We start from the raw sequence: 17,084 nt of genomic DNA on the forward strand, positions 1-17,084 counted from the left end.
ATCATCGGCTCAGCATCCTGGCCAAAAGGGATTGCCATGACCGATCTTGCCCAGCTCCAAGCCCAGATCATCGCCGACATCGCCGCCGCTGCCGACGAGGCCGCGCTCGAGGCCGTGCGTGTTGCAGCCCTCGGCAAGAAGGGCTCGATCTCGGCGCTGCTCGCCACGCTCGGCAAGATGTCGCCGGACGAGCGCAAGACGCAAGGCGCGGCGATCAACCAGGCCAAGGACGAAGTCAGCCAGGCGCTCGCGGTACGGCGCGATGTGCTGAAGTCGGCGGCGCTCGATGCGCGGCTGGCGTCCGAGACCGTCGACGTGACCCTGCCGCTGCGCGATGCGCCGGCTGAGGCCGGCCGCATCCATCCGCTGAGCCAGGTCTGGGACGAGCTCACCACCATCTTCGCCGACATGGGATTCTCGGTGGCCGAAGGCCCCGACATCGAGACCGACGATTACAACTTCACCAAACTGAATTTCCCGGAAGGCCATCCGGCGCGCGAAATGCACGACACGTTCTTCTTCCATCCGAAGCAGGACGGCTCGCGCATGCTGCTGCGGACCCACACCTCGCCGGTGCAGGTGCGCACCATGCTGAGCCAGAAGCCGCCGATCCGCGTGATCTGCCCGGGCCGCACCTATCGCATCGATTCGGACGCGACCCACACGCCGCAATTCCACCAGGTCGAGGGCCTCGTCATCGACAAGAGCTCGCATCTTGGCCATCTCAAATGGATCCTGCACGAGTTCTGCAAGGCGTTCTTCGAGGTCGACCACATCAACATGCGCTTCCGGCCCTCGTTCTTCCCGTTCACCGAGCCTTCGCTCGAAGTCGACATCCAGTGCCGCCGCGACAAGGGCGAGATCCGCTTCGGCGAGGGCGAGGATTGGCTCGAGATTCTCGGCTGCGGCATGGTGCATCCGAACGTGCTGCGCGCCTGCGGCATCGATCCCGACGAGTACCAGGGCTTCGCCTGGGGCATGGGCATCGACCGCATCGCCATGCTGAAATACGGCATCGCCGATTTGCGCCAGCTGTTCGACAGCGACGTCCGCTGGCTGAGCCACTATGGCTTCAAGCCGCTGGAGGTGCCGACGCTGGCGGGGGGGCTGAGCACGTGAGGGCGGCACTCGACATTGAGTCTGCGAAGACTCTCTCCGTTCCCGTCGCGGAGACAACCCTCTCCCTGACCCTCCCCCGCAAGCGGGGGAGGGAACGGATAGAGCGTGCGCGTGGCGTTTGCTTCATGGGGGCGTATTCTCTGTCCGCCCGACAGGTCGGACTCCCTCCCCCGCTTGCGGGGGAGGGTTGGGGAGAGGGTTTCTCCGCGATGGGGCTGCCAATGGTCGATCCCAAGCATCCGGACTGGAAAATATCGGACAAGCTGCGCGCCAATGCGCGCGCGCTCAGACGCAACTCGACCGATGCGGAACGAATCCTCTGGGAGAAGCTACGCGCGGGGCGGCTGAGCGGCGCGAGTTTCCGCCGCCAGGTGCCGATCGAGAATTACATCGCCGATTTCATCTGCCACGCGGCCAAGCTCGTCATCGAGCTCGATGGCGGCCAGCACTTTTCGGATGAAGGCGAGCGCGCCGACGCGCGCCGCTCAGCCGCGATCGAAGCGAAGGGCTTCAAGGTGCTCCGCTTCAGCAATCTCGATGTCATGACAAACCGTTCCGGTGTTCTTGAAACAATCGTCACTGCCATTGCGGAGAGAGCCCTCTCCCCAACCCTCCCCCGCAAGCGGGGGAGGGAGCAGACCGTCTCCGTGGAGAAGAAGCAGCCATGAAATTCACCCTCTCCTGGCTGAAGGATCATCTCGAGACCGACGAGCCGCTCGAAAAACTCGCCGACAAGCTCACCATGATCGGGCTCGAGGTCGAGAACATCGAGGACAAGGCGAAGGCGCTGAAGCCGTTCACCATTGCGAAGGTGATCTCGGCCGAGCAGCATCCGAATGCGGATCGCCTGCGCGTCTGCATGGTCGACACCGGCGACGGTGGTGCGCCGGTGCAGGTGGTGTGCGGCGCGCCGAATGCGCGCGCCGGGCTCGTCAGCGTGTTCTCGCCGCCCGGCACCTACATTCCCGGCAAGGATATCACGCTCGGTGTCGGCACCATCCGCGGCGTCGAGAGCCGCGGCATGCTGTGCTCGGCGGCCGAGCTGCAGATCTCCAATGATCATGACGGCATCATGGAATTGCCGGCGGACGCGCCCATTGGTGCGGCCTATGCCGAATGGGCCGGCCTCGGGGATCCCGTCATCGAGATCAATCTGACGCCGAACCGGCAGGACTGCACCGGCGTGCACGGCATCGCGCGCGATCTCGCCGCCGCCGACATGGGCAAGTTCAAGGATCCCACCATCAAGCCGGTCAAGGGCGAATTCCCCTGTCCCGTGAAAGTGACGGTCGAGGATGCCACGCTGTGCCCGGGCTTTGCGCTCCGTCTCGTGCGCGGCGTCAAGAACGGGCCGTCGCCGGAATGGCTGCAGAAGCGGCTGACCGCGATCGGGCTGCGTCCGATCAACGCGCTGGTCGACATCACCAATTTCATGACCTACGACCGCGCGCGCCCGCTGCACGTGTTCGACGCCAAGAAGGTGAAGGGCAATCTCGTCGTGCGCCGCGCGCGCGAGGGCGAGAGCCTGCTGGCGCTCGACGGCCGCACCTACAATCTCGATCCCGCCATTTGCGTGATCGCGGACGAGCACGGCGTCGAATCGCTCGCCGGCATCATGGGCGGCGAAGCATCGGGCTGCGACGAGAACACCACAGACGTGCTGATCGAATCGGCGCTGTGGAACGAGATCAACATCGCCCAGACCGGCCGCAAGCTCGGCATCAATTCGGACGCGCGCTACCGCTTCGAACGCGGCGTCGATCCGGCCTTCATGGTGCCCGGCATCGAGCTCGCGACCAAGCTGGTGATGGAGATGTGCGGCGGCGCGCCCTCTGAAACCGTCCTGGTCGGCAAGACCTTTGGCGACGACCGCCTGATCGAATTCCCGATCACCGAAGTCAAGCGCCTGTCTGGCATTGAGGTGCCGCAGGTTGAGATGAAGCGCATCCTGACCCATCTCGGCTTCATGATGGCGGGTCCCGGCCCGGTGGTGAAGGTCGCGGTGCCGTCCTGGCGCTCCGACGTGCACGGCAAGGCCGACATCGTCGAGGAGATCGTCCGCATCTTCGGCGTCGACAAGGTGCCGATGACGCCGTTCGAGCGCGGCGACGAGCCGCGCAAGCCGGTGCTGACGCCGCTGCAGCTGCGCAACCGCCGCGCGCGGCGCGCGCTCGCGAGCCGCGGCATGGTCGAAGCCGTGACCTGGTCGTTCATCGCAAAATCTGCGGCCGAATTGTTCGGCGGCGGACAGCGCGAGCTCGAGGTTGCCAATCCGATCGCCTCGGATCTCTCCGACATGCGCCCGACCCTGCTGGCCGGCCTGATCGCGGCGGCGCAGGCCAATGCCGATCGCGGCTTCGGCGATGTCGCGCTGTTCGAGGTCGGCCAGGTGTTCAAGGGCGATCTCCCGCAGGACCAGTTCATGGCGGCGAGTGGCGTGCGCCGCGGCCTTGCTTCGTCCGAAGGGCTCGGCCGGCACTGGACCGGCTCGGCGCAGGCCGACGTGTTCGACGCCAAGGCCGATGCGCTGGCGGTGCTGGGGGCCGCCGGCGCGCCGATGCAGGCGCTGCAGATCGTGGCGGGTGGTCCCGGCTGGCTGCATCCGGGCCGCTCCGGCACGATCCAGATCGGGCCGCAGAACGTGCTCGGATATTTCGGCGAAGTGCACCCGAGAGCCCTCGAGGCGCTCGGTGCCGACGGGCCGCTTGTCGTCTTCGAGGTGATCCTCGATCGCATCCCCGAGGCGAAGAAGAAGCCGACGCGCGCCAAGCCCTTGATCGAGCTCTCGGCGTTCCAGCCGGTGTCGCGTGACTTCGCTTTCATTGTCGACCGCGCCGTCAAGGCCGGCGACATCGTTCGCGCGGCGCAAGGCGTCGACAAGAAGCTGATCACCGGCGTCAATGTCTTCGATATCTACGAAGGCAAGGGCATCGATGACGGCAAGAAGTCGATCGCGATCGCGGTCACGCTGCAGCCGCGCGAGAAGACCCTGACCGATCAGGAGATCGAGGCCGTCGCCACGAACATCGTGGCCGAGGTCACCAAGAAGACCGGCGGCACGTTGCGCGGATGAGTCCTGCTGACTTCCTTCCGAAGGACGTCAGCCTCACGATCGCGGCGGCGCTCTGCGCCGTCGCTTTCGTTTCGGGCACAGCGCGCGGCTTCTCCGGCTTCGGTTCGGCGCTGATCTTCATGCCGCTGGCGAGCAGCATCGCGGCACCGCGGCTCGTTGCTGCCCTGCTTCTCGTCATCGATTTCGTCGCAGCCGCGCCGCTGCTGCCGGATGCATGGCGGAAGGCCGATCGCAAGGCCACGGCCGTGATAGTGCTGGGCGCGCTGATCGGCGTACCCATCGGCACCTATTTCCTCAGCGTGCTCGAACCCGTTACCACGCGCTGGATCATCTCCTGCTTCGTAGCGGCGCTGCTCCTTCTGCTGCTGTCGGGCTGGCGCTATCGCGGCAAGGACCATGCCTGGCTGTCGGTGGGCATCGGCGGCCTCTCCGGCTTCTGCAGCGGGCTCGCGCAAACCGGCGGCCCGCCGATCGTCGGCTACTGGCTCGGCCGCCCGATCGCGCCGATGGTCGCGCGCGCCAACATCGTGCTGTTCTTCGGCGCCTCGGATTTCTTCTCGATGATCAGCTACGCGGCGACCGGCCTGATCAGCCGCGAATCGCTGGTGCTGTCGCTGATCGTCGGCCCGGTCTATGCGGTTGGCGTTGGGTTCGGCAGCTCATTGTTCGGCCGCGCCAGCGAGAAGGTGTTTCGCGGCATCTGCTACGCGCTGATTGCGATGGCGGTGATCTTTGGATTGCCGGTACTGGATGGCGTGCTGCGGTAACATCTCCGCTGTCGTCCCGGGGCGCGCGTAGCGCGAGCCCGGGACCCATAACCCCGGGGAGTGGTTATGGGGCAAGGTGGCAACTCCGAGTCTCGCCAAACCACTCCCTGTGAGTATGGGTTCCGAATCTGCGCTCCGCTTCGCTGCGCCTGTCCGGACGACAGTGGAATTTATCGCGGCTTGATCGTCTTACTGCTTCGGCACGCGCCGCTTCTTCGTCGACTGGGTCGGCACGTCGGCCGGCTCGTCCTTCAGCGCGCCGATCTTGCGCAAGGCGGCGTCCGCGGCGCGTTCGCCGCTTTCCCAGGCGCCGTCGACGGTGCCCCAGAGCGTCTCGTGCGTGGCTTCGCCGGCGAGGAACACATTGCCGATCGGCTCGGCCAGGGTCCTTCGCGACAGCTGGCCGCCCGGCGAGGCTGCCGACATCGCGCCCATGACGTAAGGCGAGGCGTTCCAGCGCGTGGCGCTGGTCTTCTGCACCACGGAAGCGGCCTCGCTGCCGAACAGCTTCGTGATCCATTCCCTGGCGAAAGCCACCATCGCCTTCTCGCCCTGCTCGGCGAGATCGCGGCCGAACGAGCCGCCGACATCGATCGAGCACAGCGAGGAGCCGCCGATATTGGCTAACATCAGCGCCGTGCGGGTCGAGTTGCTCTGCTCGATGAGGATGTCGTCGCGCGACAGGCCGAGGGGATTGCCCGGCAGCTGCAGCACGATACGATCGTAGCTGCCGAGGCTAAGCTTCGATGCCGCATCCAGCGTCCGCTTGGGAATGTCGGGCGCGAATTTGATCGCGCCCGATGTCAGCACATTGGTCGAGACCGTGACGATGGCGGCGCGCGCCGCGATCCTGCCGGCTTGCGTCTCGACGCTGACGTCGCGGTTGCTCCAGGCGATGCGGCTCGCTGGGGTGGACAGCGCCACTGGCGCCTGCTCGGCGAGCCTAGCGATCAGTGTGCCCAAACCCTGGCGGCAGGCGATCGCCGCGTTGCGGTCCTGCGCGCGTCCCTTGTCGATGGCGGACAGCTCCTTGAGGTCCTTGCCGGCGAAGCTCGCACCCAGCATGAACTCGGCCGCGCCGGCCCAGTCGCCGAGATCCTTCGGCAGCACCGATGCGCAGGAGGTGTCGAGCTTGCCCCGTCCGGCCTCGTCGATGGCGCGGTTGGCGCGCACCAGGGCGGCCAGGAACTGCTCGGTCTCGCCCGCGCGGGCATTGCGGCGGCCGATGCGCATCTTCTGGCCCGAGGGCGCCGGCAGCACGTCCAGCCCGGCACTGCGCGCCAGCCGGATCATCGGGTTGGTGTCGGGATTGTACATCCAGCGCGCGCCGCGGTCGAACGGCGTGTCGAAGGTGGTGCTGTCGGTGATGCAGCGGCCGCCGACCTGCGCGGCCGCCTCCACCACGATGACCTTGCGGCCCGTCGCGATGATGCGCCGCGCCGCGGCAATTCCCGCCGCCCCCGCGCCAATCACGACGATGTCAGCCTCGCGCGGCAGGGGCGCGGCCGATGCGCGCAGCACCGGCATCGCCGCAAGGGCCGCCGACGCCGAAAGAAAGCCGCGGCGCGTGATTGTCATGTCATGGTTTCCGGGGACTTGCGGCGAACGTGAACAGCCCGCGAACCTTGCCGTATCCGATGTTGCGCAGCAACCAGGATGGTGAATCAACCATGCTTGATCTCACAGAGTGATGAACCGAATTGCAACACGTTTCGACCATGATAGAGAAGGGAAAAAGACGGCCGGAAAAGGCCGTGGGGGGTTGAGATGGGGACGGTCCTGGATTCTGTCGGCAAGGTGATTGCCGCGTACCTCTCAAAGGAGGTGCCGGGCTATGAGCCGTTCACGCCGAGCGACCCCGAGCATCTGCGCGGCATCATCGAGCCCGGCGACGTGCTGCTGGTCGAGGGCAACAACCGCATCTCCGGCATCATCAAATACCTGACGCAGTCGACCTGGTCGCACGCCGCGCTCTATGTCGGTCCGATCGATGGGGCAGAGGAGCCCAATGGCGAGCCGCATGTTCTGATCGAGGCCAATATCGGCGAGGGCGTCACCTCGGCGCCGCTGTCGAAATATTTCCCCTATCACACCCGCGTCTGCCGCCCGGTCGGGCTGTCCTATGAGGATCGCACCACGGTGTGCCGCTATGCGATCAACCGCATCGGCTTCGGCTACGACACCAAGAACATCGTCGACCTCATGCGCTATCTGTTCCCGCTGCCGATACCGCAGCGCTGGCGCCGGCGCATGATCGCGATCGGCTCGGGCGACCCGACCAAGATCATCTGCTCGGCGCTGATCGCGCAGGCCTTCGACGCCGTGCGCTACCCGATCCTGCCGAAGATCACCAAGGCCGGCAGCCGCGCCGCACGGCGCGAGATCCTGCACATCCGCGATTCCTCGCTCTACATGCCCCGCGACTTTGATATCTCGCCCTATTTCGAAGTCGTCAAACCCACCATCGTGCACGGGTTCGACTACACCGCCTTGCACTGGGCAGACAAGCAGAAGCCGCTCGAGGAGGTGGCGGGCTCATTCAGTGTGTTTCCAGAAGCGCTCGTGGCGCCGCCGCTCGCTCCTGAAGCGGCTGACGAAGCGACGTCGGGTGAAATTCCGGCTCAAGAAGTGAGCGCGCCGCCTGCGCGAGCCAGCGTGGCTTTCTCCGAGCATTTTGTACAACTGAGCGAGCTCGCGATGTATCGCGCGCGGGCGCGGGAGATGACGGCTTAGGTTCGCACGGTCTCGTAGGGTGGGCAAAGGCCCGATGCGCCGTGCCCACGTTCTGGCGCGATCACTGACCGATGGTGGAGAGCGCACGCGCTACCGCTCCGCCCGTCCGATCACCGCCATCAGCTCCGCGATCTTGGCGCGCTGGTCGGCCTTGTCGCCGCTCGTGATGGCGTGCTCGACGCAATGGGCGACGTGATCCTTCAAAACCTCTTCCTCGACCCGGCGCAACGCGGCGCGCACCGCCGCGATTTGCGTCACGATGTCGATGCAGTAGCGGTCTTCCTCTACCATTTTCGAGAGACCACGAACCTGGCCCTCGATCCGGCCGAGACGTTTTCCGACGGATGCCTTGATGTCCTTGCGCATGGGGTCTATATACCCCTACCGGGTATGGGTTTCAAGAGCAGGCGCAAGGGCCGAACATGGCAATGAACAACAACGAGCACGAGCATCGTCACAGCGCGCAAACGCATTCCGGGTGCGGCTGTTCCACGAAAGCTGCAGCGCCGGCGGCGAAACCCGAGGCTTCCTCGTGCTGCGGCGGCCACGGCGATCATGCCGGCCACGACCATCACCACGGCGACGCCGCAACTAAGGTCAAAGATCCCGTCTGCGGCATGATGGTCGATCTCGCGACCTCGAAGCATCGCATCACACATCGCGGCGAGACATTCCATTTCTGCTCGGCCGGCTGCCGCACCAAGTTCGCCGCCGATCCCGCCAAGTATCTTGCCAAGGACAAGGCGCCCGAACCGGAGATGCCCCCGGGCACGATCTACACCTGTCCCATGCACCCGCAGATCCGCCAAGTCGGTCCGGGCACGTGCCCGATCTGCGGCATGGCGCTGGAGCCTGAGGTCGCAAGCCTTGAGACCGGCCCCAATCCCGAGCTCGCCGACATGACGCGGCGGTTCTGGATCGGCGGCGTGCTGTCCCTGCCGCCGATCGCGCTGGAGATGGGCGGCCATCTCGCAGGCCCCCACAGCTGGATCGATCCGACCGTGTCGAATTGGATCCAGCTCGTCTTTGCAACGCCCGTGGTGCTGTGGGCCGGCTGGCCGTTCTTCGTTCGCGGCTGGCAATCGCTGCTGACGCGCAATCTCAACATGTTCACGCTGATCGCGATGGGTACGGGCGTTGCCTATGTTTACAGCGTGCTCGGCACGGTCACGCCGCAGATCTTCCCCGCCACCTTCCGCGGCCATGAGGGCGCGGTCGCAGTCTATTTCGAGGCGGCCGCCGTCATCACCATCCTGGTGCTGCTCGGCCAGGTGCTGGAGCTGCGCGCCCGCGATGCGACCTCGGGCGCGATTAAAGCGCTGCTGCAGCTCGCGCCGAAGACCGCGCGCCGCGTCGACGCCGACGGCAGCGAGCACGAGGTCGAGATCGACACGCTGCACGCCGGCGATCGCCTGCGCGTGCGTCCCGGCGAGAAGGTGCCGGTCGACGGCGTCATCCTCGAAGGCCGCTCGTCGCTAGATGAATCACTCGTGACAGGCGAATCCATGCCGGTCACCAAGGAGACTGGCGCCAAGGTCATTGCCGGCACGCTGAACCAGTCCGGCAGCTTCATCATGCGTGCCGACAAGGTCGGGCGCGAGACGATGCTGTCGCAGATCGTGCAAATGGTCGCGGATGCGCAGCGCTCGCGCGCGCCGATCCAGCGCCTGGCCGACCAAGTCTCCGGCTGGTTCGTGCCGGCCGTGATCGTCGTTGCCCTCGCCGCCTTCGGTGCCTGGGCCTGGTTCGGACCGGAGCCGCGGCTGGCCTTCGGCCTGGTCGCGGCTGTCAGCGTGCTGATCATCGCATGTCCCTGCGCGCTCGGCCTCGCGACGCCGATGTCGATCATGGTCGGCGTCGGCCGCGGCGCGCAAGGCGGTGTGCTCATCAAGAACGCCGAGGCGCTGGAGCGTATGGAGAAGATCGACACGCTCGTGGTCGACAAAACAGGCACGCTGACCGAAGGCAAGCCCAAGGTGGTGACGATCGCGCCGGCGTCCGGCTTCGCGGAAGAAGACATCCTCCGGCTGGCGGCCACCGTCGAGCGCGCCAGCGAGCATCCGCTGGCCGACGCCATCGTGCGCGCGGCCAAGGAAAAGCAGCTCACCCTCGGCCAGGTCGAGCAGTTCGACTCGCCGACGGGCAAGGGCGCGACGGGCAAGGTCGACGGCAAGACCATCGTGCTCGGCAATGCCAGATATCTGTCGTCGATCGGCGTCGACACCCATTCGCTCGCCGCCGAAGCCGAGCGGCTGCGCGGTGACGGCGCCACCGTGATCAACATGGCCGTCGACGGCCGGCTTGCCGGCCTGTTCGCGATCGCCGATCCGGTCAAGGCCTCGACGCCGGAGGCGCTGAAGGCGCTCGCGGCGGAAGGCATCAAGGTGATCATGCTGACCGGAGACAACCGCACCACGGCCGAGGCCGTGGCGCGCCGGCTCGGCATCGCCGAGGTCGAGGCCGAAGTGCTGCCGGACCAGAAGAGCGCGGTAGTGACCAAGCTGCAGAAGGCCGGCCGCAGCGTCGCCATGGCCGGCGACGGCGTCAACGACGCGCCGGCACTGGCGGCGGCCGAGGTCGGCATCGCCATGGGCACCGGCACCGACGTTGCGATGGAGAGCGCCGGCGTGACGCTGCTCAAGGGCGACCTCGTCGGCATCGTCCGCGCGCGAAAACTGTCGCAGGCGACGATGAGCAACATCCGGCAGAACCTGTTCTTCGCCTTCATCTACAACGCCGCCGGGATTCCGATCGCCGCCGGCGTTCTCTATCCGGCGTTCGGTCTGCTGCTCTCCCCGATCATCGCCGCGGCGGCGATGGCGCTGTCCTCGGTGAGCGTGGTCGGCAACGCGCTGCGGCTGCGTGCGACGCGGCTGTAAGGACGCTGTGTAGCCCGGATGGAGCGTAAGCGAAATCCGGGGGTCCTGCCTCATATTGCACCGTCCCGGATTGCGCTTCGCTCCATCCGGGCTACGGTTCAGAGGACATAAGCGGGAGCATCTGATGCAGCGGATTACCATCACGATCGAGGACGATCTCCTGGCGGAGATCGACGCCGCGGCCGAAGCGCGCGGTTACCAGAACCGCTCCGAGATCATCCGCGACCTCGCGCGCGCCGGCCTGCAGCAGAGCGCCGAGGACACCGCGCAAACCGGCCAATGCGTTGCCGGCCTCATCTACGTCTATGACCACGCAGCGCGCGATCTGTCGAAACGGCTGGTGCAGGAATTCCACGGCCACCACGACCTCGCGCTGGCGACGCTGCATGTCCACCTCGACGACAACAATTGCATGGAGATGACGGCGCTGCGCGGCGCGGCCTCCGAGGTCAGGCATTTCGCCGATCACATCATCGCCGAACGCGGCGTGCGCTACGGCCGCGTGGTGATGATCCCGACGGGGGACGGCAAGTCGGCGAAGGCGCGCAAGCACGGGCATAGACACGACTAGGCTGAATCTTACCCTCCAGGGGAGGGTAAAGAAGAAATCGCGCCACCTTCACCGACAAGGCGAGACGGCCACCGCCCTTGCCGAAGCCGCATCCGGTGTCTACCTCTCGCGCAGTGTCTATCTCAGAGGGTCCCCCATGCTGGATGCCGCCATTAAGGCGCTGTCGCAATTGATCTCGCCGCCGATGCGCTCGATCCTGTGGCGGTCGATCGGGCTCGCGTTGGTGCTGATCACCGTGCTGGCGATCGGCTTGCAGCGGCTGCTCAGCTGGTTTGCGACCTCCGGCGAGGTGTGGCTGGAAGGCCTGCTCGGGCCGGGCTGGCATTCTTCGATCGAGGTTCTCTCCTGGATCGTCTCGATCGTGACGGGTCTCGGCGTCGTGTTCGGCGGCATCTTCCTGATGCCGGCGATCACCTCGCTGGTGGCGAGCCTGTTCGTCGACGACGTCGCCGACATCGTCGAGCGCGAGCATTATCCGGCCGAGCGGCCGGGCGCGGCACTGCCGTTCAGCCGGGCGATGCTCGAGGGCATCAAGACCGCGCTCGTGGCCATCCTGGTCTATCTCGCCGCTCTGCCGCTGGTGCTGTTCGCCGGCGCCGGTTTCCTGATCTTCTTCCTCGCCGCCGCCTGGCTGCTTGGCCGTGAATATTTCGAGCTCGCCGCGATGCGCTTCCGCCCGCCGGAGGAAGCCAAGGCGATGCGGCGCGACAATGCCGCGACGGTCTTCACCGCCGGCCTGTTCATCGCCGCCTTCGTCTCGATTCCGATCGTGAACCTGGCGACACCGATCTTCGGCATGGCCTTCATGGTCCACATGCACAAGCGCCTGTCAGGCCCGCGGCCCGAGCTGATCGAGCCGGCGCGGCAGGTGCGATAGCGGCCCGGGGCGGCGTTGCCTCACACCGTCTTCTCCGGCCAGCGACAGAGATCGTTGACCGGGCAGACGTCGCAGCGTGGCTTGCGCGCGAGGCACGTATAACGGCCGTGCAGGATCAGCCAATGATGCGCGTGCAGCATGAACTCGGCCGGGATCACTTTTTCGAGGCCGAGCTCGACCTCGAGCGGCGTCTTGCCGGGCGCTAGGCCCGTGCGATTGCCGACGCGGAAGACGTGGGTGTCGACTGCCATCGTGTGCTCGCCGAAGGCCATGTTGAGCACGACGTTGGCGGTCTTGCGACCTGCGCCGGGCAACGACTCGATCTCGGCCCGCGTGCGCGGCACCTCGCCGCCGAATTCACTGAGCAGCTTGGCCGACAGCGCGATCACGTTCCTGGCCTTGGTGCGGTAGAGGCCGATCGTCTTGATGTAGTCGCGCAAGCGCTCCTCGCCGAGATCGAGCATCTTCTGCGGGGTGTCGGCAACCTCGAACAGCGCACGCGTCGCCTTGTTGACGCCGGCATCGGTCGCCTGTGCCGACAGCACCACCGCGACCAGCAGCGTGAACGGGTTGACGTGCTCGAGCTCGCCCTTGGGCTCCGGATTGGCCTTGCGGAAGCGGCTGAAGACCTCGTGGACCTCGGCCGGCGTCCACGGCTTTGTGGCTTTGAGTGATTTCTTCGCGGGCGCTTTCGGCTTGGTCGCGACCGGTCTTGCCGTTCTCTTCGGCACCGCCGCTTTGCGCGGGACCGGCTTGCGGGTGATTTTCGCCATGATCGGGATATACTGATGGACGATGAGCACAGGCAACGAAATAGCGCGGTCGCGATCCGAGAGCGAGGATGAGCCTCAGATCTTCTCCGCGCTGCTGACGCCGCACCGCTCGCTGAACCGCACCGGCTTTCTCGCCGTGATGCTGTTCCTGAGCGCCGTCGGCTTCGTCACGGGCCTCGCTTTCCTGATGATGGGCGCCTGGCCGGTGTTCGGCTTCTTCGGTCTCGACGTGCTCGTGATCTGGTGGGCCTTCAAGGTCAATTTTCGCGCCGCACGGGCCAGCGAGGAAATCGTGGTGACGCCGTCGGAATTGCGGGTGCGGCGCGTCAGCCATCGTGGCCAGGTTTCCGAATGGACCTTCAATCCGCTCTGGGTCCGGCTCGACCAGGAGGTCGATGAGGAATACGGCATCGAGCACCTTTATCTGATCTCCCGCGGCCGCCGCCTGCTCATCGCGGGCTTTCTCGGGCCGGCAGAAAAGGCCAGCTTTTACAATGCCTTAGTGGGGGCTCTCAACGCCGCGCGGCGCGGCCCGACCTATCATCCGGCGACCTGAGCACAGTCGGAAATCGGGTGGTTTCGCGCCAGCGCCTCCCCTACATTTCCGGTCATGATGACCCTTGCGATACATGACCAGCGCCTGGCCAGGCCGGGCACCCAGAACGCCGCGTTGCGCGACTATGATTCGGTGCGGCGGGCGATCGCCTTCATCTCGGCGAACTGGCGCGCGCAACCGACCATCGAGGCGATGGCGGATGCCGCTGGCGTCACGCCGGATGAGCTGCACCATCTGTTCCGCCGTTGGGCTTCGATCACGCCGAAGGCTTTCATGCAGGCACTCACCCTCGACCACGCCAAGAACCTGCTCAGGGATTCCGCCAGCATCCTTGACGCGGCGCTCGACTCCGGCCTGTCCGGGCCGGGCCGGCTGCACGACCTCTTCGTCACCCATGAAGCGATGTCGCCGGGCGAATGGAAGAACGGCGGTGCCGGCCTCACCCTGCGCTACGGCTTCCATTCCTCGCCGTTCGGCACCGCGATCGTGATCGCCACCGATCGCGGCCTGTCGGGCCTCGCCTTCGCCGATCACGGCGAGGAGAAGATCGCGCTCGCCGACATGACGCGGCGATGGCCGAACGCCACCTATGTGGAAGATCACGAAGGCACCGCGCCGCTCGCCGCGCGCATCTTCGATCCAAAATTGTGGCGGCCGGATCAGCCGCTGCGCGTGGTGCTGATCGGCACCGATTTCGAAGTGCGGGTGTGGGAGACGCTCTTGAAGATTCCGATGGGCCGCGCAGTGTCCTATTCCGACATCGCCTGCAACATCAGGAATCCCAAGGCTTCACGCGCCGTCGGTGCTGCGGTCGGCAAGAACCCGGTCTCGTTCGTCGTGCCCTGCCACCGCGCGCTCGGCAAGAGCGGCACGCTCACCGGCTATCATTGGGGCATCACCCGCAAGCAGGCGATGCTGGGCTGGGAGGCCGGGCGGCTTGGGCTGCAGTAGGCAAGATGCAGTAGGATTTCGTAGGGTGGGTGCGCAGCGTAACCCACCTCTCTGGTTTCCGCAGAACAGAAGTGGTGGGTTACGCCAGCGACTGCGCTTTGCGCAGTCGCCGTCTAACCCACCCTACGGCACCGCGCTTGCGGCAAAGTCTACCCCGCCAGATCCAGCTTCGAGGCCACGGTCGAATCCGCGTTGAGGCGGTAGATGATCGGCACGCCGGTGGCGAGCTCGCGCTTCAAAATGCCTTCGGGCGAGAGCTTCTCCAGCACCATGATCAGCGCGCGCAGCGAGTTGCCGTGGGCGGCAACCAGCGTGCGCTTGCCGTTGAGCACACCGGGCAGGATCTCCTGCACGTAGTACGGCAACGCGCGCGCGAGCGTGTCCTTCAGGCTTTCGCCGCCGGGCGGCGGCACGTCGTAGGAGCGGCGCCAGATCAGCACCTGCTCCTCGCCCCATTTCTTGCGGGCGTCGTCCTTGTTGAGACCGGAGAGATCACCGTAGTCGCGCTCGTTGAGCGCGAGGTCCTTCGAAGTCGGCAGACCCTCCTGGCCGAGCTCAGCGAGGATGAGATCGAGCGTGTGCTGCGCGCGCGTCAGCACCGAGGTGTAGGCGACGTCGAACACCAGGCCCTGTGCCTTCAGCTTGCGGCCGGCTTCTTTGGCTTCCTTCACGCCGAGCTCGGTGAGGTCAGGGTCCTTCCAGCCCGTGAACAGGTTTTTCAGATTCCATTCGCTCTGGCCGTGGCGCACGAGCACGAGAAGGCGTTCGCTCATTGACTGCTTTCCGTTGCTTGATTGGATCAGATATCGTCGAGGCCGAGCACGTCGGCCATGGTGTAGTGCCCCGGCTTCTTGCCGTGCGCCCACAGCGCCGCCTTGAGCGCACCATGGGCGAACAGCATGCGGTCCTCGGCCTGATGCGACAGCGTCAGGCGCTCGAACGGGCCGAGGAAGGTGACGCTGTGGTCGCCGGCCACGGTGCCGCCACGCAAGGAGGCGAAGCCGATATTGCCCGGCCGGCGCGCGCCGGTGATGCCGTCACGGCCACGCTCGGAATGGTCATCGAGAGTAACACCGCGGCCGCTCGCTGCGGCCTGCCCCAGCATCAGCGCGGTGCCCGAGGGTGCATCGACCTTCATGCGGTGATGGGTCTCGACGATCTCGATATCAAAACTCTGGTCGAGCGCCTTGGCAACGCGCTTGACCACGGCGGCGAGCAGATTGACGCCGAGACTCATATTGCCCGACTGCACCACCACGGCGCGATTGGTGACGCTCTTGATCACGGCATTGTCCGAGCCGGACAGGCCGGTCGTGCCGACGACGTGCACGAGGCCGCGCTCGGCGGCGATCGCAACGTTGGCGATGGTCGCCGCAGGAACCGTGAAATCGAGGATGCCGTCGGCCTCCTTGCACATCGCCCAGAGATCGGCGGAGAGCTTGATGCCGTTGGCGGGCAGGCCGGCGAGCACGCCGGCATCCTTGCCGAGCAGCTCGGAGCCCGGCGCCTCCAACGCGCCCGCCAGCACGGCGCCCTCGCTTTCGGCAATCGCCCGCACCAGCGCCCGGCCCATCCGGCCGCCGGCTCCCGCAACAATCAAGCGCATGTCGGACATGGTGTGATCCTCTTCGAGGCCGTTGTAGCGGGGGGAGGCAGTTCCGGCAACCGAGGCCCACGCGCGCGACGCGTGCCTTTACCCTCCCCTGGAGCGGGAGGGTAAGAACGAGAGCCTTCAGCCGTCCTGCGGCTGCGGGCCGTCGTAGCCTTCGATGACGATGAGGTCGGCGATCGAGTGCGGCTGGCGCACCTTGATGTTGGCCTGGTATTCCGGCGAGTTGTAGCAGGCGAGCGCGGTCTCGTAGTCAGGGAATTCGATCACGACGTTGCGGTTGCGGCTGGCGCCTTCGACGGCGGTGAACTTGCCGGCGCGGACGACGAAGCGGCCGCCCCATTTCTTGAAGATCGGGCCGTTGGCGATGGCGTAGGGCTTATAGCCCTCGTCATTGCTGACGTCGACACGCCCGATCCAGTAGCCTTTTGCCATTGTTCTTCTCCCTGTTGTTTAGTGGGTTAGCCGAGCGCTTGCGCGATCTCGGCGTGGATGGTGTCCGCGACGGCCTTGGGATCGGCGGCTTCCACAACCGGGCGCCCGACGACCAGATAATCCGCGCCGGCGGCGATCGCACGGCTAGGCGTCATGATGCGCTTCTGGTCGCCGCTGGCGGCGCCCGCCGGACGAATGCCGGGGGTGACGAGGCTCATCTGGTGGCCGACGATCTTGCGCAGGCTACCCACCTCCTCCGGCGAGGACACGAGGCCATCGACACCGAGCACCTGCGCCTGCTGCGCACGCGCCTCGACCAGCTCCGACACGCTGAGCCGATAACCGGCTGCATGCAAATCGTCGTCGTCGTAGGACGTCAGCACCGTCACGGCGAGGATCTTCAGGCTGGCGCTGCCGCGGCCTTCGACGGCGCCTTTCATGGTCTGCGGATAGGCGTGCACGGTGACGAAGGTCGCGCCCAGCTTGGCGACGCTCTCCACGCCGCGCGTCACGGTGTTGCCGATGTCGTGCATCTTGAGATCGGCGAACACCTTCTTGCCCGCATCAGCGAGCTTGCCGATCAGCGGCAGGCCGCCGGCATAAGCGAGTTGATAGCCGATCTTGTAGAACGTGACGCTGTCGCCGAGCTTCGCGATCATCGCCTCCGCGGCATCAACGCTCGGCAGATCGAGCGCAACGATCAGGCGGTCCTTCGGGGCGATCTCGGCTGGCGTCATGTCA

At 66.1% G+C, this 17,084-nt stretch carries 17 protein-coding genes; 10 read left to right on the plus strand and 7 right to left on the minus strand.

Going from position 1 to position 17,084, the window contains the following annotated elements; all coding sequences use genetic code 11:
• Positions 1-36 precede the first annotated feature (36 nt).
• The 4 genes from pheS to I6F33_RS22035 all read left to right on the plus strand — a co-directional run bounded on the left by pheS (position 37) and on the right by I6F33_RS22035 (position 4,959).
• A complete protein-coding gene (gene pheS / locus I6F33_RS22020; RefSeq protein ID WP_128265094.1) occupies positions 37-1,119 on the plus strand; it encodes a phenylalanine--tRNA ligase subunit alpha in 1,083 nt (360 codons plus the stop codon).
• Positions 1,120-1,340: 221 nt separating this feature from the next.
• On the plus strand, positions 1,341-1,787 hold the full coding sequence (locus tag I6F33_RS22025) for an endonuclease domain-containing protein (protein ID WP_225144145.1): 447 nt from the start codon (positions 1,341-1,343) through the stop codon (positions 1,785-1,787).
• A complete protein-coding gene (gene pheT, locus I6F33_RS22030; RefSeq protein WP_225144146.1) occupies positions 1,784-4,192 on the plus strand; it encodes a phenylalanine--tRNA ligase subunit beta in 2,409 nt (802 codons plus the stop codon). Before I6F33_RS22025 ends, pheT begins: the two co-directional genes overlap by 4 nt.
• Complete coding sequence (locus I6F33_RS22035; RefSeq protein ID WP_225144147.1) at positions 4,189-4,959, plus strand: sulfite exporter TauE/SafE family protein; 771 nt, start codon at positions 4,189-4,191, stop codon at positions 4,957-4,959. The genes pheT and I6F33_RS22035 overlap by 4 nt, the downstream gene beginning before the upstream one ends.
• Positions 4,960-5,148: 189 nt before the next feature.
• On the opposite strand, the gene I6F33_RS22040 is transcribed toward I6F33_RS22035, so the two are convergent.
• Positions 5,149-6,537 carry an FAD-dependent oxidoreductase gene (locus I6F33_RS22040; protein WP_225144148.1) on the minus strand — a complete coding sequence of 463 codons (1,389 nt, stop codon included), beginning with the start codon at positions 6,535-6,537 and terminating at the stop codon, positions 5,149-5,151.
• A gap of 189 nt (positions 6,538-6,726) precedes the next feature.
• Between I6F33_RS22040 and I6F33_RS22045 the strand changes: the two genes are divergently transcribed.
• Positions 6,727-7,692 (plus strand): YiiX/YebB-like N1pC/P60 family cysteine hydrolase, encoded by a 966-nt coding sequence (locus tag I6F33_RS22045; RefSeq protein ID WP_057030555.1) that lies wholly within the window; start codon positions 6,727-6,729, stop codon positions 7,690-7,692.
• Positions 7,693-7,782: 90 nt separating this feature from the next.
• On the opposite strand, the gene I6F33_RS22050 is transcribed toward I6F33_RS22045, so the two are convergent.
• Positions 7,783-8,058 carry a metal-sensitive transcriptional regulator gene (locus I6F33_RS22050; protein ID WP_225144149.1) on the minus strand — a complete coding sequence of 92 codons (276 nt, stop codon included), beginning with the start codon at positions 8,056-8,058 and terminating at the stop codon, positions 7,783-7,785.
• 62 nt (positions 8,059-8,120) lie between these two features.
• Between I6F33_RS22050 and I6F33_RS22055 the strand changes: the two genes are divergently transcribed.
• The 3 genes from I6F33_RS22055 to I6F33_RS22065 all read left to right on the plus strand — a co-directional run bounded on the left by I6F33_RS22055 (position 8,121) and on the right by I6F33_RS22065 (position 12,019).
• Complete coding sequence (locus I6F33_RS22055) at positions 8,121-10,571, plus strand: heavy metal translocating P-type ATPase (protein WP_225144215.1); 2,451 nt, start codon at positions 8,121-8,123, stop codon at positions 10,569-10,571.
• A gap of 124 nt (positions 10,572-10,695) precedes the next feature.
• Positions 10,696-11,142, plus strand: coding sequence for a nickel-responsive transcriptional regulator NikR (gene nikR / locus I6F33_RS22060; RefSeq protein WP_109141916.1), 447 nt, complete (start codon positions 10,696-10,698; stop codon positions 11,140-11,142).
• A gap of 136 nt (positions 11,143-11,278) precedes the next feature.
• Positions 11,279-12,019 carry a sulfate transporter family protein gene (locus I6F33_RS22065; RefSeq protein WP_225144150.1) on the plus strand — a complete coding sequence of 247 codons (741 nt, stop codon included), beginning with the start codon at positions 11,279-11,281 and terminating at the stop codon, positions 12,017-12,019.
• Positions 12,020-12,039: 20 nt separating this feature from the next.
• Here the strand turns inward: I6F33_RS22065 and nth are convergent, their stop codons facing one another.
• The gene (nth, locus tag I6F33_RS22070; protein WP_225144151.1) at positions 12,040-12,792 is read right to left on the minus strand and encodes an endonuclease III; all 753 of its coding nucleotides are present in this window, start codon (positions 12,790-12,792) and stop codon (positions 12,040-12,042) included.
• A gap of 22 nt (positions 12,793-12,814) precedes the next feature.
• Here nth and I6F33_RS22075 point away from each other — a divergent pair, with 22 nt between their 5' ends.
• Both I6F33_RS22075 and I6F33_RS22080 read left to right on the plus strand, forming a co-directional pair.
• Positions 12,815-13,348, plus strand: a complete 534-nt coding sequence (locus I6F33_RS22075; RefSeq protein ID WP_109141919.1) for a DUF2244 domain-containing protein — start codon at positions 12,815-12,817, stop codon at positions 13,346-13,348.
• A 54-nt stretch (positions 13,349-13,402) separates the two neighbouring features.
• Positions 13,403-14,299, plus strand: a complete 897-nt coding sequence (locus tag I6F33_RS22080; RefSeq protein WP_225142473.1) for a bifunctional helix-turn-helix domain-containing protein/methylated-DNA--[protein]-cysteine S-methyltransferase — start codon at positions 13,403-13,405, stop codon at positions 14,297-14,299.
• 149 nt (positions 14,300-14,448) lie between these two features.
• On the opposite strand, the gene I6F33_RS22085 is transcribed toward I6F33_RS22080, so the two are convergent.
• The 4 genes from I6F33_RS22085 to pyrF form a co-directional block, all read right to left on the minus strand.
• Positions 14,449-15,072: a 2,3-bisphosphoglycerate-dependent phosphoglycerate mutase gene (locus I6F33_RS22085; RefSeq protein WP_036003261.1), complete on the minus strand. Its 624-nt coding sequence runs from the start codon at positions 15,070-15,072 to the stop codon at positions 14,449-14,451.
• A gap of 26 nt (positions 15,073-15,098) precedes the next feature.
• Complete coding sequence (dapB, locus tag I6F33_RS22090) at positions 15,099-15,914, minus strand: 4-hydroxy-tetrahydrodipicolinate reductase (protein ID WP_225142475.1); 816 nt, start codon at positions 15,912-15,914, stop codon at positions 15,099-15,101.
• 117 nt (positions 15,915-16,031) lie between these two features.
• Positions 16,032-16,343, minus strand: coding sequence for a DUF1330 domain-containing protein (locus I6F33_RS22095; protein ID WP_036003256.1), 312 nt, complete (start codon positions 16,341-16,343; stop codon positions 16,032-16,034).
• A 26-nt stretch (positions 16,344-16,369) separates the two neighbouring features.
• Entirely contained in the window at positions 16,370-17,080 is a 711-nt protein-coding gene (pyrF, locus tag I6F33_RS22100) for an orotidine-5'-phosphate decarboxylase (RefSeq protein WP_036024347.1), read from the minus strand.
• Positions 17,081-17,084: the final 4 nt, after the last annotated feature.

Source organism: Bradyrhizobium sp. BRP20, assembly GCF_020194215.1.
Lineage (GTDB): Bacteria > Pseudomonadota > Alphaproteobacteria > Rhizobiales > Xanthobacteraceae > Bradyrhizobium > Bradyrhizobium yuanmingense.

Excerpts from the sequence above, each read along its gene's own strand:
- pheS (WP_128265094.1), top strand. The coding sequence starts at position 37 with ATGACCGATCTTGCCCAGCTCCAAGCCCAGATCATCGCCGACATCGCC.
- I6F33_RS22025 (WP_225144145.1), top strand. The coding sequence starts at position 1,341 with ATGGTCGATCCCAAGCATCCGGACTGGAAAATATCGGACAAGCTGCGC.
- pheT (WP_225144146.1), top strand. The coding sequence starts at position 1,784 with ATGAAATTCACCCTCTCCTGGCTGAAGGATCATCTCGAGACCGACGAG.
- I6F33_RS22035 (WP_225144147.1), top strand. The coding sequence starts at position 4,189 with ATGAGTCCTGCTGACTTCCTTCCGAAGGACGTCAGCCTCACGATCGCG.
- I6F33_RS22040 (WP_225144148.1), bottom strand. The coding sequence starts at position 6,537 with ATGACAATCACGCGCCGCGGCTTTCTTTCGGCGTCGGCGGCCCTTGCG.
- I6F33_RS22045 (WP_057030555.1), top strand. The coding sequence starts at position 6,727 with ATGGGGACGGTCCTGGATTCTGTCGGCAAGGTGATTGCCGCGTACCTC.
- I6F33_RS22050 (WP_225144149.1), bottom strand. The coding sequence starts at position 8,058 with ATGCGCAAGGACATCAAGGCATCCGTCGGAAAACGTCTCGGCCGGATC.
- I6F33_RS22055 (WP_225144215.1), top strand. The coding sequence starts at position 8,121 with ATGAACAACAACGAGCACGAGCATCGTCACAGCGCGCAAACGCATTCC.
- nikR (WP_109141916.1), top strand. The coding sequence starts at position 10,696 with ATGCAGCGGATTACCATCACGATCGAGGACGATCTCCTGGCGGAGATC.
- I6F33_RS22065 (WP_225144150.1), top strand. The coding sequence starts at position 11,279 with ATGCTGGATGCCGCCATTAAGGCGCTGTCGCAATTGATCTCGCCGCCG.
- nth (WP_225144151.1), bottom strand. The coding sequence starts at position 12,792 with ATGGCGAAAATCACCCGCAAGCCGGTCCCGCGCAAAGCGGCGGTGCCG.
- I6F33_RS22075 (WP_109141919.1), top strand. The coding sequence starts at position 12,815 with ATGAGCACAGGCAACGAAATAGCGCGGTCGCGATCCGAGAGCGAGGAT.
- I6F33_RS22080 (WP_225142473.1), top strand. The coding sequence starts at position 13,403 with ATGATGACCCTTGCGATACATGACCAGCGCCTGGCCAGGCCGGGCACC.
- I6F33_RS22085 (WP_036003261.1), bottom strand. The coding sequence starts at position 15,072 with ATGAGCGAACGCCTTCTCGTGCTCGTGCGCCACGGCCAGAGCGAATGG.
- dapB (WP_225142475.1), bottom strand. The coding sequence starts at position 15,914 with ATGTCCGACATGCGCTTGATTGTTGCGGGAGCCGGCGGCCGGATGGGC.
- I6F33_RS22095 (WP_036003256.1), bottom strand. The coding sequence starts at position 16,343 with ATGGCAAAAGGCTACTGGATCGGGCGTGTCGACGTCAGCAATGACGAG.
- pyrF (WP_036024347.1), bottom strand. The coding sequence starts at position 17,080 with ATGACGCCAGCCGAGATCGCCCCGAAGGACCGCCTGATCGTTGCGCTC.